This is a genomic window from Natronococcus sp. CG52 (genome assembly GCF_023913515.1).
Lineage (GTDB): Archaea > Halobacteriota > Halobacteria > Halobacteriales > Natrialbaceae > Natronococcus > Natronococcus zhouii.
Map to the genome: position 1 here is coordinate 217,773 of NZ_CP099393.1, position 15,321 is coordinate 233,093.

Genomic DNA, 15,321 nt, shown 5'->3' on the forward strand with positions numbered 1-15,321 from the left:
CGCAAGAGCGTTTATTTTTGTATGCCCGCCGGCCCCGTTAGTGAGCTCGACATCGGACTCGAATTCACCGTGCATTTTCGTAGATCTGGATAACGTCCGATCGGTCGAGATCTCGCGGATTGCGATCGATATTGTGCTGCGAGTATTCGAAAGCGATGTCGGCAAACGACTCCAGTTCCTCGCGGTCGAGGTCACCGAGGTGTCCGATCGTCGTCGGAATGCCGACGTCTTCAGTTAGTGTGAACACTGCGTCGACGCTCGCGTACGCCCGCTCCAGCGTCGAGCCAGCAGCGGTAGCATCGAGGATCTCGGCGATTTCGGCGAACCGTTCGACTTCGGCCGGCACGTTATACTCCATTACGTGCGGAAGCAACATCGCGTTTGCCTTTCCGTGGCCCACCTTATATTCGACGCCGAGCGGGTATGTGAGCGCATGGACGGCACCGAGTCCGGAATTGACAAACGCCTGTCCAGCGATCGTCGCCGCCAGACTCATGTTGTATCGTGCTTCGTCGTTGTTCGCTCCTTGGTGCACTGCTTGTCTGAGATTCTGACCAACCAGCCTGATCGCTTCGCGTGCGAGCATATCGGAGTAGGGCGTTCTCGGCACCGTGGTGTAGCTTTCGATTGCGTGGGTGAGCGCATCTAATCCGGTCGCCGCTGCGACTGGTTTCGGGAGCGAACGAGTTAACTCCGAATCTACGATAGCGAGATCGGCGAACAGGTGTTTATCGTAGACCACCTGTTTGATACCATCGTTATCGGAGAACACACCGATATGAGTTACCTCACTCCCGGTTCCCGCAGTCGTAGGGATAAGCGCAAGCGGTCGACCAGACCCTGGGACGTTTCCCATTCCGAGCGTATCTGTGATGTCGACGTCGTGATCGGCGAGCGCGGATGTGAGTTTTGCCGTATCGAGTGCGCTGCCACCACCGACACCGACCACCAGTTCGTGATTGCCGGCCTGAAGCGTTTCGACGGCGTCGTCAACCATCGACAGCTTTGGTTCTGGTTTCGCATCTGTGAATAGGTCAACATCGGTATTCACTTCCTCGAGAGTATCGACGACGGGGTCGGTCACGCCCGCGTTAACAATGTTCTCGTCGGTAACGATGAGGGCCGAGTCGACGCCATTGGCGGTGGCGTACTCCGATAGTTCGCTGACGGCACCGAGTCCGTACGTAATCTGATCGGGGCTCTGTACGGAGTACGGCCCGGTTAGTGAAACAAGACTGTCTGTCATAGCTGTACCATCTCCAGCACGCGAATTATAAGTTATGTCATTCACTAACTCCGTTCTATGTGACTTCCGAGGCGGGATCAAATCGAGCGAGTACCACTCCGAGTCTACTGAAACCTTCTTTGTACACACTCCCGGAATCCGCGTCGTCTGTCCGAGCACGCCTGCCGAGACGAGAGGACTCCTCGAAGCGAGCATTCGGTCGGACGATCCGGTCATATCCCTTGAACAAAGAGCATCTATCGCGGGAAACCGAAGAAGTTCCCGAAACGGAACCTACGCTTTCGCTCGACGACGGACGAGTCGTCCGCGAGGGGTCGGACGTGACTGTCCTCACGTGGGGTGCGATGGTCCGCCACGCGGTGACAGCAGTCGATCAGGTCGACGCCGATGTCGAAATCGTCAAGAGTGAATTCGAATATACAGCCGAACTCACGTTAGAAGAGACGGTAACCGTGTATCAGAGAATCGGAGGCCTCGGGGAATCGAGCATCCCGTTCACGTACGAACTACGAACTGACGGAGAAACTGCCGCAACCGGTTGGTCGTACTGATCGCGTTCGACAGAGAAGAGCGGCAGTCGATCAAAATTCCGGAGGAGTGGCGGACCGCAATAGTCGAATACGAAGGTCACGACGAATAGTTCCTCTCGAGCGCGGAGTGCGCCAGATCTCTTGTTCATTTCGGCGAGTAGAATCTATCCGATGTCATATCCATAGTGAGAGGGCAGGGAAGAGTATACACCTCTCGTTACGACTAAATCGGTGATTCTCGTCCAGTTACAGTAGTCAGAAATCAGTCTTTCATATCGTTCCACATATCTAAACACCGCTACTTGATTTAACCAACTTAGTACGAATTTAGCGACTCTCATATCCAGCTACCAACGGCCTCAACTGGGTTCCGGCGAGGTTTCTTCTGTTTCGTCTATTTCGGCAGTCGGTACATCGATCCTGGCCCTTGTTCTAGATAACAGAACAGAGACTATTACAGTAGTACGGACGTATAGATCGCAATAGAAGCAGATATGAGAGCGAAAACTCCAATTGCCACGGTACGTTATCCCATAATGCGTTCATCCATATAGAACACCGTGCTACCAGTAACCGGTTAAAACCGAATGCGGTCCATCAATATCACCACCGAATTTCTCAGCAGTTCAGACGCAGGACATGCCGCTAGTTCGAGTATGCCCAACACATTGCCTAGGGTGAAGACCGAGAGGAGCTTCACTCCTCGTCAATGAGAACGGTTACCGGTCCCTCGAAGTTCAGGATCACCGACTGTGCGACATCACCGAAAATCACCTTGCCGGTCGGCGATCGACGCCGGCCAACGATGAATATATGATCGCAATCATGATCTTCCGCTTCCGTGAGGATATCTTCCGGAAGGTCACCAACGAGTCCGACGGCCTCATAATCAACGTCAATGTCTGCCAGCGCCGACGATGCAACATTTTCTGCAGTACGTTTCGCTGCATCGGTTACATCGTCGAAATCTTCCGCCTTCACGCCCTGGTTTGCTTTTCGCTGTACTTCGCCTTCATACTCATCAGCGTCAACGACGTTGAGGACAACCAGTTTCGCTGCAACTCCGTTCGCTAATAAACCGGCCCTCAAGAGCAGACGACGGCTTGCTTCTGTATCATCCACGACTGTCAATGCACAGTCCATACAGACTACACTCTTCGAATCTATTTAATTACTGGGCAAACTGTACGAGAAGGGACAATTCTACGAAAGGTCCTCGAGTGATTGGATTAGAGAACGAAAGAGAGTTCAGATGAACCCAAACTGTCGCGGCAACCAAAGGGTGAGTTCCGGGAAGTAGATGACAAACATGATAACGATTAGATCGACGACGAAGAACGGAACAATCCGCTTTGCGATCGGCCAGACTGGCGTGCTTGACACACTCGAGGCCGCGAAGAGGCAGATACCGACAGGAGGTGTGATGAGCCCGAAACACAGCGCAACGATAAACATGATTCCGAACTGGAACTCGTGAATTCCAATCTGGGTCGCCATATCGTGAAGCGTCGGTGCAAGGATGATAGTAGCCGCGCCGATCTCGAGCCAGGTCCCGATGAACAATAGTACGAGGAGGACGATTACCATGAATCCAATGATACCGACGCCGCTTCCGGCGATTGTATCAGCAAGCATTCGTGGGACGCCCTCCCGAGCGAGTAACCATGACAAAATCATCGCGAACCCGATGATAAGATACAGTTGAGCAGCACGCAGCAGCGAATCGTGGAGCGCGCGGTAGATTCCATGAGCGTCGAGAGTCCGGAAGATGAGCAGTCCAAGGAGGATTCCGTACGCGCACGCGACCGCGGCCGCTTCGGTAGGCGTCATGATCCCTGCCATGATTCCACCCAGGATGATTATCGGCATAGTCAGCGCGAGCACCGAGTCGAGTACGAGTCGTGGATACTCACTCGTATCGATGTCTTCCTCGTATTTTGGATAATCGTTCTTCCAAGATAGGATACCAACCAGTATCATCAGTGCAAGACCGAGTAGAACACCGGGAATAATGGCCGCGGCGAACAATCCTCCGACGGATGTCTGAGTGACGCCTCCGTAAATAACGATAATAATGCTCGGCGGGATGATCGGTCCAACGAGCGACGAGGAAGCGGTTACTGCAGCGCTGAAATCACGATCATACCCTTCTTCGGCCATCGCGGGCACAAAGATTCGGCCGAGTGCCGCTACGTCGGCGACTGCTGCACCCGTAATCCCGGCGAAGAACAGACTCGCGAAGACGTTCGCCTGAGCAAGTCCGCCGCGAACCCGTCCGATCGTAACGTTAGCAAACTTGACAAGCCGCGGTGTGATCTTTGCCTCGTTCATCAACTCCCCGGCGAACAGGAAAAACGGAATTGCCAGCAGGACGAACGAATCCATACCATTGTAGACGCGTGAGACGCCGATCGTCATCGACTGATCAGCGAACGACAGCCACAATAAGCCGATGATTCCGATCCCGAACGCGATCTCCATTCGGGCGAAGATAAGAATTATCAGAAGGACAGCGAGTGCGAGGATCAGCATCGTATTCATCAGTCATCACCTCCATCGATTCTCGCACGCTCAACTTCTTCCGATTTTGTTTTCTGATCCTCTTCGTATGCCTGGAATCGGGCATTGTAATCCCGATCAAGCGTATCGGGATAGTAGTTTATCTCAATTAGTTTTCGTGTAGAGAAGATCATAATAATGACTCCCGAGATAGGGAAGACGATGTACGTCCAAAACATATCAAAGCCCATAGCTGGAGCCGTGGAGCGGAAGCCGCTCGTGGCCGCGTAATACCATCCCTGGAAAAAGAAAAACAGGCCGACCCAGAAAACGATGAGTAGTTCAATCGACCTGATGATACGACGGACAGTAAGGGGCAGACGCTGGAAGACGAATTCGACCTGTAGGTGCTTGTCATCCTTGATCAGAACACCGGCGAGTAATAGCGTAATCCAGATCATCATGTAACGGCTGAGTTCGCTACCCCAAGCCGGCACAAATCCAAGGATATACCTGGTAATAACCTGTGCCGTGATTACGAGAACGAGAATCGCTCCCGTAATGACACAAATCGCCCAGATGAAGGACGCGAGCTTATCGGTTGCGGTGAAGTAAAGCTGTATCACCCGTTCGATAGTACTATCCGCCTCACTCGGTCGCATTTCGGTCGCTGTATCCTCGGTCATTTTACTTGCGTCTCTCTGGTGTTGTTCATCATAGTAAATAAACGTGAGTATCCGCTCAGGAGTTGTGCTTAGGGCGCGTGGTCGTCGAAGCCGAGTTCTTCGCGTGCTCGGTCGATCGCGTCCATCATATCGTCGAGCATGTCCGGGTCGTCCATCTCGTCACGAATAACTTCGTTGACTGGTTCTTGCGTCGCCTCACGGAACGTCGCGATTTCCTCTTCGTCAGGTTCGTAGACCTCGACGCCTTCCGCTTCCACGATGTTGGTCCCCCAGGCTCGCTGAAGTTGGTTGACTTTCCGAGCGTCGGCCGATGCCATCTGTCCAGCTTGGATCACCAAACCTTGGTATTCGGCGGGAAGGTCCTGGAACCACTCGTCGTTACAGTGGATAAAGTTCATCGTAAAGCAGTGTCCATCAGTGACGATCCAGTCTATCACTTCTTGAAGGTTCCCGCTAATTACCGTCGGGATAGAGTTCTCTTGCCCGTCGACGACACCCTGATCGATTCCTTCGTACAGCTCTTCCCACGCCATCGGCTCCGGACTGGCACCAAGCTGTCGGACGAGTTCCATGTGGGCCTCGATCTCCATCGTTCGGATGTTCAGTCCCTCCATATCACTCGCATCCCGAATTTCAGTACCCGCAACGCCGAAGTTACGGAACCCACCGTTATCGTACCAGGTGAGCATTCGGAGTCCGGTGTGATCACGGAAGTCTTCCCACAATCTCTGACCGAACTCTTTGTCGAAGACGTAGTTTGCAGTGATAACGTCCTGCTCTATGTTCCCAGTTGCAAATGCGAACGGGGAGGCGTATACGTTGATGTTTGGATAGAACGGCGCAAGGTGGCCTTCAGCAGTCGAACCGACGAGTTCAACCGCACCCTCGATATTCTGCTCAGTCACCTCCACGAGACCACCGAGGCCGCCACCAGGAACGATATCGATCGTGAACTGTCCGTCAGTACGCTCCTCGATGTAATTCTTGAACGTCGTTGCTGCCCGGTGCTGGTGCATCCCCGTATCTTCCGGCCCGGAATGTGCGAGAGTTGCTTCGATTTCGGGCAAGTCGTCAAGGTTATCAACGTCACCACCTGCCTCGCTACTACCCTCGTCAGGGAAGATCATATCGGTACAGCCGGCAATTGAGCCCATTGCCGCTGTAGCCCCTGTCGCTTGTAAAAGCCGCCGTCGCTTTTTATTTATATTACCAGTACCCTTCTGTCCCCCGTTAACGGACTTCTCGTGTTCCATGCTCACAAGCAGTACAACTATCTTCATACTATATAATAGTTCCTAATGATGAAAATATACGGATATATTTTACTTATATTAGGATAGTATATTATTCATTCATTTCTCCATATATAGTAATGAATCTCAGTATCACGACTCTAGCATGTTCTTAATATGATAGAAATGAGTAGTATTGGTTGCGAATTAGAACTCTTAGATGGGGACAAAGCTAGTGAAGGAGAGCAATACGGCTCTATCGAACTGCATATTTTAAACATCACAAATGCCCTAAATTACGAGGTTCTCAAAAATACCGGAATGTTTTGTGACTTGTGTGATTTCCATCCTTATTTTTTATTATACAGATTCGTAGGTGAACGCATTGGTCACAGTTTGTATGAACGATTTTCGTCTTCTCCAACCCTTGACCAGTAAAAGGAAAAGACTGCCATACAGAACTTTCATTATCAAGTCGAAACCTGGATTGGGTGTATGTCAGTTGTAATCGATACTGTCAAAGCGATCGGCCTCACTGCACCACCAGCAGAACCGTTTGGGTACTCCCAGGAATGGGTAACGGAACGTACTTCCACGCTAGTTCGAATCGAGGCGAGCGATGGGACGGTTGGTTGGGGCGAATGTTGGGGCCCGATCGCCGGTACACGAGAGACCATTACAGACTTTTTTACCCCACAGCTCGAGGGGGAGGATCCACTCGCCGTCGAGAGAATATACGAAGATCTGTACGAAGCAAGCCGAGCCGCGTATATGTCTACGATTCCACTCCCTGCGATTAGTGGGATTGATATCGCGCTCTGGGACCTTCGAGGGAAACTTCTGAACCAATCGATTGCGGACCTCCTCGGCGGTCGGCGCCGGGATGCCGTTCGTGCGTATGCGACAGGTCACTACTTCAAACATGGACACGCTCTCGAAGAGCAGTACGATCGAATCGCAGCAGAGGCTGCAGACAACGCGGCCGAATTCGGTGCAGTCAAAGCGAAGATAGGGCTCGAATTACTCGGGTACGGTCACGAAGCAGATATCGAACTTGTGCGCCGCATTCGTGATGCGATTGGACCAGATGTGGCACTTTTTGTGGATGCGAACTATGCGTACGATACTGCTACTGCCCGGACAGTTGGTCGAGCGCTTGAGGATATGAACATCGGCTTCTTCGAAGAACCGGTCCGTCCACAAAACGTCGATGGATACGTCCACTTACGGGATACACTCGAGATCCCGGTCGCAGGTGGTGAGTGCCACGGGCCGCGTGATTTTGAACGACTGTTAGAGAACAATGCTGTCGATATTGCCCAACCGGATTTGTGTAACGTCGGCGGCATCACTGCGGCCAATCGGGTCGCACACGCCGCAGCTGCAGCACACGTTCAAGTAATTCCACACGTTTGGGGAACCCCTGTAGCGCTAGCTGCAAGTCTGCAACTCATCGCAACGCTCCCAGGAGACCCGTGGATCGAGTTTGATACCTCGTCCAATCCCCTACGTGACAGCCTCAGCCCAGACCCGATTTGTGCGACGGATGGAACAGTGCAGGTTCCTACTGGACCGGGTCTCGGTATCAATCTTGATTCTACTGCAGTCGATCAATATCGTGTAAGCGACTAAAAGTGCCTCGGGCGAGTATAATCGGAAAATGAACGATCCTTTCTTACATTCGCTACCGCTAACGAGTAGGCGGTTTGCTCCTTGAGAGTGAGTACATTACACCGACTCACCAGTAAGTGAACCGCCACGGATCACCGCGCCCGTGGCTTCCCATAGATTACTCTGAAACACTCCCCTTCTTGACGATATTGATGGTCGCTTCCGATTCCCGTGGTCTTGTCGGCCGCACTCCCGACACTTGAATCGTGGTGCTGCGGAGTCGGTATGGACGACGGCTGATAAGTTGGCCGGGTATCAGGCTTCACCTCCGTACACGGTGGCGCGGGTACTCACCCTTGGTATTTTGTATAGACCCATCCCGGGGTTTTTCTCTTAATTTTTTATGACAACTGCTTTTTCGTACGTTTTAATAGGGATTATTTAGATGCTATTTGTATCATGGTCATTTATACAGAACCGGCTACAGCTCATCGAGCAGAAGATTGCGCATATACACCTGTGGGAGGGAGACCCAGTGAACAGTAACGATCGGTCGATCGTCGGGTATGTCATGGCTGGCCACGGGCTAGTACACACGTACGAAATGTCGATTCCGATTCTGATGACGATTTGGCTACTCGAATTTTCGGTAACATCAGCACTACTCGGGCTGGTCGTCACCGTCGGGTATGCACTCTTCGGCGTTGGGGCCCTTCCTGGTGGTATCCTTGTCGATCGATACGACTCTCGGCTGTTGATCGCCGGCTGTCTGTTCGGAATGGGCGTATCGTTTCTGCTTCTCAGTCTCTCACCAAACATCGCTACGATCACGGTTGCGCTCGCAATCTGGGGGATCACTGCCAGCGTCTATCACCCGGCAGGGCTCGCCCTGATCAGTAACGGTGTCACCGAGACCGGATCAGCATTCGCATATCACGGAATGGCAGGGAATATTGGAACCGCGTTCGGTCCGCTCGCAACTGCGCTTCTATTGCTAACCGTCGAGTGGCGAATAGCCGCTGCATTGCTCGCGGTCCCAGCACTGGTCATCGCTGTTGCGGGAGTAGCAATCGAGTTCGACGAATGGGCGGCTTTAGAGCGAACCGACCGGACTGACGGAGGGGAAGATTCGTCTGCACAGATTCGATCAGCAGCGGAATTCATCGGGAACACGCGCCAAGTGTTCACAGTCGGTTTCGTGTTAATTCTCGTCGTGATCACGTTCGACGGCCTCTACTATCGGGGTATACTAACGTTCCTTCCGGAGTTGCTCGGCGATTTCCTCATCGCGTTTACCGGTGATATCGAGCATCAATTCCTTGATGAAAGCAGTCCGGTGGCAGAGGAGTTCGACCTCGCGCAGTACGTGTACGTCGGTCTGCTCACCGTGGGAATCGGCGGACAGTATGTCGGTGGAAAGCTGACCGATCGATTCGAGCCCGAAAGGGGGCTAGTAGTCGTACTGATCGGACTCGTAGGGATCAGTCTGGCGTTCGTCCCTGCGGCCAATGCGAGCCTCACGACGCTCTTGCTCATCACTGCGGCTCTCGGATTTGCGCTATTTGCGATGCAGCCGCTAATTCAAGCAACGATCGCTAAATACTCACCACCGGGATCTCGCGGACTGGCGTTCGGCTACACCTACCTCGCTGCGTTCGGGATCGGTGCCGCCGGTGCAACGATCGTCGGGGCACTCCTCACGTACGCATCGATCGTCGTCGTCTTCGTTGTTCTCGGACTGTTTGCCGCCGCCGGATTAACGTGTTCGTTCGTTCTCCTCTCCCGCGATCGGTCGGTCTCTACGTAGTTGGATTTATTACGATGGCTTCCACTTCCCAGTGTATGGGTCCGACGATCACCCGTATAGAGAGTCAGGAGTTCCGCTATCCGCTCGAAGACGTTGGGAGCGACGAGCACGGATTTAATCTCGTCTACGAGCCAGGAGAGACGACGTGGCGAAAACTGTTCGCGATCAAGATCCACACCGACGAGGGGGTGACGGGCGAGTACGTCGGCGGCAACTCGCCGGGCGCCGCCCAGATCAACATGTTCGCCGATTACCTCGTCGGCAAGAACCCGCTCGAGCGCGAGAAACACTGGAGCGAGATCAAGCGCGCCCTTCGCAAGTACGACCGGATGGGCATCGGCCCGATCGACATCGCACTCTGGGATCTCGCCGGCAAGTACTACGATGCGCCCATTCACGAGTTGCTCGGCACGTACCGAACGAAGATCCCTGCATATGCCTCAACCTATCACGGCGACGAAAACGGCGGCCTCGATACGCCGGAAGCCTTCGCCGACTTCGGTGAGGAGTGTCTCGAGCGGGGCTTCCCCGGCTTCAAGATTCACGGCTGGGGCGGCGGCGATGAGAGCCGGGATATCGAGCGGGAAATCGACTCCATTCACGCCGTTGGCGAGCGAGTCGGAGACGAAATGGACCTCATGTTCGATCCGGCTTGCGAGTACGAAACGTTCGCCGAGGCACTCAAGGTCGGCCGGGCACTCGACGAGCAGAACTTCCTCTGGTACGAGGATCCGTACCGCGACGGAGGCATTTCACAGAGCGGCCATCGAAAGCTCAGAGAGAGATTAGAGACGCCGCTGCTGCAAACGGAACACATCCGCGGCTTGGAGGCACACGCAGATTTCGTCATCGGCGACGGAACGGACTTCGTTCGGGCCGATCCTGAGTACGATGCGGGCATCACGGGCGCGATGAAGATCGCGCACATGACGGAAGCGTTCGGACTCGACGTCGAGTTCCACGCGCCCGGTCCGGCACAGCGTCACTGTATCGCTGCGACGCGAAACACGAACTACTACGAACTGGCACTCGTTCATCCCGACTGTGCGAACACGCAACCACCAGTCTACAAGGGAGAGTACTCGGACATGATCGACGCGATCGACGACGATGGTCGCGTTGACGTGCCTGACGGCCCTGGACTGGGGGTTGAGTACGATTGGGAGTACATCGAAGAGATGCAGACTGGTTCGATCCACGTTTACGAATAATATGACTTACCGCGCAGGAATCATCGGTACGGGAGGTATCGCTGGAATGGGCATCCTCGGCATGCACGAGGAGGACAAAATCGGGCAGTCGAAAATTCGAGCGAGTCACGCCGGCGGATTCGAGGCTCAGGACGAGATCGAACTCGTCGCAGTCGCAGACGTTGACGAAGAGAAACTCGAACGGTTCGGGACGGCGTGGGACATTCCCGCCGAGCGTCAGTACGTCGGCCACGAGTCGATGCTCGCGGCCGAAGATCTGGATATTGTATCGGTGTGTACACCATCCTATCTCCACCACGAGCACGTCATTGACGCGGCACGGTCGGATGCAGAACCCGACCTCATCTGGTGCGAGAAGCCAATTGCTTCGCAGGTCAGCGCCGCAGAGGAGATGGCGTCCCTCTGTGCGGAGACCGATACCGAGCTGTTGATCAACCACTCGTTCCGATTCACCGACAAGCAACGGAAACTCAGGCAACTCATTCAGGAGGAGGACATCCTCGGCGAGATTCAGTCAGTTAGCACGCAGTTCCGGATGGAACTTCTGCGGAACTCGACGCACCTGCTCGATACGCTGGTGTATCTTCTTGATTCGCGGGCCGAAACCGTTTCAGGCTACATCACCGGTGAAAACGAGGCCGTCGACAGTCTCGACGCAGCCCAGACGGTCGATGATGCTGGCGGAGGTGGGTTCGTCGTGATGGACGACGGGACGTTCGTCACCGTCGACTGTACGATTCCGCGTGAGCACTCGTCGATGGCGATCTCGATCATCGGATCGAACGGCAAACTCTATCTGAACAACGACGATGGTGAGTGGCGGTACTGGCGACTCACTGATGACGGAGAGCATGTCGAAGAGAGTCTCCCCGGGATCGAAGGCGCCTGGACCTGGGAAGACGACTACAAGCGGGCGTTTAGTAACGCCGCTTCCCACATCGTCGACGTACTGGACGGACGTGCCGAGAACGCTTCGCCCGGCGAAGAGGCAACCCAGAGTCTCGAGATCATCATCGCCTTCTACCTCTCGCACCATACGAACGGACAGGTCGACGTGCCGCTCGCGAGGCCGCTTCGTGACGTGCGCGTCACGTCTTGGTGAGCCGGACGAGACGCGTTCATCTCGGGATCCGGGCGAGTGATTCTCGCTCGAAGTCACCGCTGACCCAAAAGTAGCAATTCGCAGCGTATTGCCTATCTTCAACCGAGAATATACGTACTCTCGGCAAGTACGCCCGTACATGGGTTCTGGTACACCCGACATCGTCGTTCTTCGGAGCACAGCACACGGAATATCCAGCGAAGCGTGCGCGGATGCGCTCCAGTCACGTCTTCCGGAATACGATATCAGGTTAGCGTCGACGCCACGAGAAGAGAGGGAATTAATCGAGCACGCGCCGATTGCGACCGGAACCGACATCGATACGGATCTACTCTCTAGCGCGTCTTCTCTCGAGCTATTCGCCTGTGCCTCCGCTGGTGTGGGACACCTCCCACTGGAAACACTTGCAAAGAACGGCGTCACAGTGACGAACGCCTCTGGGATCCACGCGCCGAATATTGCCGAGCACGTTCTCGGCAACCTACTCGTATTCGCCCGGCGGCTCCACGAGGGATGGCGTCGACAGCGTAACAACGAGTGGCGCCGTTTCCCGGCACGTGAACTCAACGGGAGTACAGTAACTGTTGTCGGGATGGGAGCGATCGGAGAGCGGACGCTCGAACTGCTCGAGCCGCTCGACGTTGAGCGGATCGGAATCCGCAATTCCCCCGAGAAAGGTGGTCCCGCTGACGAGATTTTCGGGTACGATAGCGACATCCATGCGGCATTCGCGCGAACCGACTATCTGGTACTCGCGTGCCCGTTGACGGATACAACTGAGGGGTTGATCAACGATGAGGTCTTCACGACCCTACCACCAGACGCGGTCATCGTAAACGTTGCCCGCGGTCCAGTCGTCGATACCGATGCACTACTCGCGGCGGTGCAAAAGAATGCTATCCGCGGTGCTGCACTTGACGTGACCGACCCAGAGCCGCTGCCACAGAACCACCCGCTGTGGGACTTCGAGAACGTACTGATAACGCCGCACTATTCGGGCCACACCGAAGAATACTGGGAGCGGCATACGGATATCATGGTTCGTAACGTCGAACGTATCGAAGCAGAAGGATACGACACCGAGTTCGAAAATCAGGTCGCCACTCCCGGAGAGTAACGCTGCAGAAGGAGAGTCTCCATCGGTTCGCTGGCATCCTTCCCAGGAATCGAACCCGACATTACGGTACTGAATTGTCGTATCGGCTTGCCGAAATAGTAAGGACTATCGGGTGAGCGCGACCAGCACCGGTATGCGACGCGTTCGATTCAGAGACTTAGCTGGCGCGACTCGTACCGGTGTATGGACCGACGATGGAATCGAGTTCGGAGCGGAAACGTACGATCCGGACGAAGTGGACATTCTTCCGCCGAGCGATCCGTCGAAGATCGTCTGCATCGGATTGAACTATGCCGATCACGCGGAAGAGGAAGGGATGGAGTTGCCCGACCGTCCGATGCTCTTTCTCAAACCGCCGAACACGGTCGCCGGCCACGGAGATACGATTACGCTACCAGCGGGGAAAGAGACCGTCGAATTCGAAGCCGAGTTCGGCGTCGTCATCGGCGAACAGTGTCGGAACGTCCCCGAGAACGAGGCGATGGATGTTGTGGAGGGATTCACCTGCATAAACGATGTCTCTAACCGTGACGATCAGCGGCAGGAACAAAACTGGATTCGCGGAAAGGCGTTCGATGACGCCGCACCGATCGGTCCAGTCGTCGCGACGCCGGACGAAGTTCCTGACGACGCACGTATCGAACTCCGGCTTAACGGTGAGACCCGTCAGGAATCGACTATCGATGAGTTCATTTTCTCAGTACCGGAGTTGATCGCCGAAATCACGGCGTACATGACTCTCGAGCCGGGCGACGTCATTTCGACGGGGACCACTGCGGGCGTCGGAGCGCTCTCTGATGGGGATCGTGTCGAAGTCGAAGTCGAAGGGATCGGAACCCTCGAGCACGACGTCCGAGAGATCTAAGGCATCGGCGATTCCGTTTTTACGCAATCGAATCGTGATGAAAGGAATGTGACGACGGTGAGACGTCGGCTCGTTCTACTAAAGCACGTCCTCGTTGACTGGATTCGTCGGCGTTTCGTTCTCGAGCACCGAAACGACGTCTCCTGCGATAGTACTCCGCATGTCGACAATCGACTCCTCGGAGTACCACGCGACGTGGGGCGTTAACACCGTTTCCTCGAGATCGAAAAGCGGGTGATCTTCCGGAGGCTCCTCGGGCATTACGTCGAGACCGGCACCACGGAGTTCGCCGTCGCTGAGCGCGTCGTGGAGTGCATCAACATCGATCGTCGGCCCGCGAGATGTGTTAACGATGACCGTGTCGTCGTCCATTGCGGCGAAGGCCTCTTCGTCGAACATTTCTCGGGTTTCGTCGGTCAGTGGCGTGTGCACCGATATGATATCGGATCGGTCGAGGAGTTCCTCGAGCGAGACCTTCTCGACGCCGTGCTCAGCCATTTCCGCTTCGTCGACATAGGGGTCGTAGGAAATCGGTTCAAGCCCGAACGGTTCCGCCTTTTTGGCAACTTCTTTCGGGATTTTGCCAAACCCTGCAAGTCCGAGCGTTCGTCCCCGGAGGCGATAGATGGGCCGTCCGTTCGTCCAGTCCCAAGTCCGAGACTCGATCTCGGCAGTGAACTGGGCCGTTCGACGCTCGACCGATAGAATGAGTGCCATCGTGTGTGTCGGTACCTCGTCAAGGCAGTAATCGGGGACGTTGAGCGCGACGACGTCGTGATCGGTCGCCGCTTCGAGATCGATCGTGTCGACCCCGATACCGTATCGTCCCACCGCCTGTATCTCGGGACCGGCTTCGAAAACCTCCCGTGTGATCGGCGCGTACTGATTCAAGAGTGCATCGGGACGAACGTCTTTGACCGCCTCGATGACTTCGGCTTCGGTTTCCGCCTGCGCTTCAGCGATTTCGATGTCGGCGTCCGACAAATGGTCGCGTTCGATGGAAAGATCCGGAAAGTCGAAATCCGTGACTAGTATCGTGTGAGTCATCCTATGCCAGTGTTTCTCCGAAACCAAAAAAGAATTTCGGACGCAAAGCCGGTGAATCTGCTCGATTCCGCCGGCAAGGTAGTGGTCGCCGTTCGAATGAGATGAAAGAGTGAGCGCCACAGCTATAGTAGCCACTGAAAGTCAGTGCACACCCGATCGCACGACGGGAGCGCGGTTCTCGCTTGCTTCGCTCGCTCCGAACCGCGGACAGTGCGATCGGCGTGGAAACCGTTTCAGTTGGTACTATAGGCAGGAAAGCGGAGTCAATCGAATTCGGAGGGTTGTAGGAAAGGGAAACGGCGATAGTTCCGGGGTATGGCCGGAAATTCACATCAGGACTTACTCTTACTGAACCGAATCCCCGTCGT

13 protein-coding genes are annotated in these 15,321 nt (G+C 54.8%); 7 read left to right on the forward strand and 6 right to left on the reverse strand.

Features of this window, described 5'->3' with window-relative positions; genetic code table 11:
* Positions 1–64 precede the first annotated feature (64 nt).
* Positions 65–1,246: an iron-containing alcohol dehydrogenase gene (locus NED97_RS22380; protein ID WP_252491221.1), complete on the reverse strand. Its 1,182-nt coding sequence runs from the start codon at positions 1,244–1,246 to the stop codon at positions 65–67.
* A 34-nt stretch (positions 1,247–1,280) separates the two neighbouring features.
* On the opposite strand from NED97_RS22380, the gene NED97_RS22385 reads away from it, so the two are divergent.
* Positions 1,281–1,655, forward strand: a complete 375-nt coding sequence (locus NED97_RS22385) for a hypothetical protein (RefSeq protein WP_252490974.1) — start codon at positions 1,281–1,283, stop codon at positions 1,653–1,655.
* A gap of 817 nt (positions 1,656–2,472) precedes the next feature.
* Here NED97_RS22385 and NED97_RS22390 read toward each other — a convergent pair.
* The 4 genes from NED97_RS22390 to dctP all read right to left on the reverse strand — a co-directional run bounded on the left by NED97_RS22390 (position 2,473) and on the right by dctP (position 6,241).
* Positions 2,473–2,898, reverse strand: a complete 426-nt coding sequence (locus NED97_RS22390) for a universal stress protein (RefSeq protein ID WP_252490975.1) — start codon at positions 2,896–2,898, stop codon at positions 2,473–2,475.
* Positions 2,899–3,024: 126 nt separating this feature from the next.
* Positions 3,025–4,317 carry a TRAP transporter large permease gene (locus NED97_RS22395; protein ID WP_252490976.1) on the reverse strand — a complete coding sequence of 431 codons (1,293 nt, stop codon included), beginning with the start codon at positions 4,315–4,317 and terminating at the stop codon, positions 3,025–3,027.
* Positions 4,317–4,961: a TRAP transporter small permease gene (locus tag NED97_RS22400; RefSeq protein ID WP_252490977.1), complete on the reverse strand. Its 645-nt coding sequence runs from the start codon at positions 4,959–4,961 to the stop codon at positions 4,317–4,319. Before NED97_RS22400 ends, NED97_RS22395 begins: the two co-directional genes overlap by 1 nt.
* A gap of 68 nt (positions 4,962–5,029) precedes the next feature.
* Positions 5,030–6,241, reverse strand: coding sequence for a TRAP transporter substrate-binding protein DctP (dctP, locus tag NED97_RS22405; RefSeq protein WP_252490978.1), 1,212 nt, complete (start codon positions 6,239–6,241; stop codon positions 5,030–5,032).
* 447 nt (positions 6,242–6,688) lie between these two features.
* Here dctP and NED97_RS22410 point away from each other — a divergent pair, with 447 nt between their 5' ends.
* From NED97_RS22410 to NED97_RS22435, 6 genes are all read left to right on the forward strand, one after another.
* Positions 6,689–7,825, forward strand: coding sequence for a mandelate racemase/muconate lactonizing enzyme family protein (locus NED97_RS22410; protein WP_252490979.1), 1,137 nt, complete (start codon positions 6,689–6,691; stop codon positions 7,823–7,825).
* 514 nt (positions 7,826–8,339) lie between these two features.
* The gene (locus NED97_RS22415; protein ID WP_252490980.1) at positions 8,340–9,611 is read left to right on the forward strand and encodes an MFS transporter; all 1,272 of its coding nucleotides are present in this window, start codon (positions 8,340–8,342) and stop codon (positions 9,609–9,611) included.
* 35 nt (positions 9,612–9,646) lie between these two features.
* Positions 9,647–10,822, forward strand: coding sequence for a mandelate racemase family protein (locus NED97_RS22420; RefSeq protein ID WP_252490981.1), 1,176 nt, complete (start codon positions 9,647–9,649; stop codon positions 10,820–10,822).
* 1 nt (position 10,823) lies between these two features.
* On the forward strand, positions 10,824–11,924 hold the full coding sequence (locus NED97_RS22425) for a Gfo/Idh/MocA family protein (RefSeq protein ID WP_252490982.1): 1,101 nt from the start codon (positions 10,824–10,826) through the stop codon (positions 11,922–11,924).
* 139 nt (positions 11,925–12,063) lie between these two features.
* The gene (locus NED97_RS22430) at positions 12,064–13,041 is read left to right on the forward strand and encodes a D-2-hydroxyacid dehydrogenase (protein ID WP_252490983.1); all 978 of its coding nucleotides are present in this window, start codon (positions 12,064–12,066) and stop codon (positions 13,039–13,041) included.
* 133 nt (positions 13,042–13,174) lie between these two features.
* Complete coding sequence (locus NED97_RS22435) at positions 13,175–13,906, forward strand: fumarylacetoacetate hydrolase family protein (protein WP_252490984.1); 732 nt, start codon at positions 13,175–13,177, stop codon at positions 13,904–13,906.
* A 78-nt stretch (positions 13,907–13,984) separates the two neighbouring features.
* Here NED97_RS22435 and NED97_RS22440 read toward each other — a convergent pair whose 3' ends face one another.
* A complete protein-coding gene (locus NED97_RS22440; RefSeq protein WP_252490985.1) occupies positions 13,985–15,088 on the reverse strand; it encodes a C-terminal binding protein in 1,104 nt (367 codons plus the stop codon).
* Between the last annotated feature and the right edge of the window lie 233 nt (positions 15,089–15,321).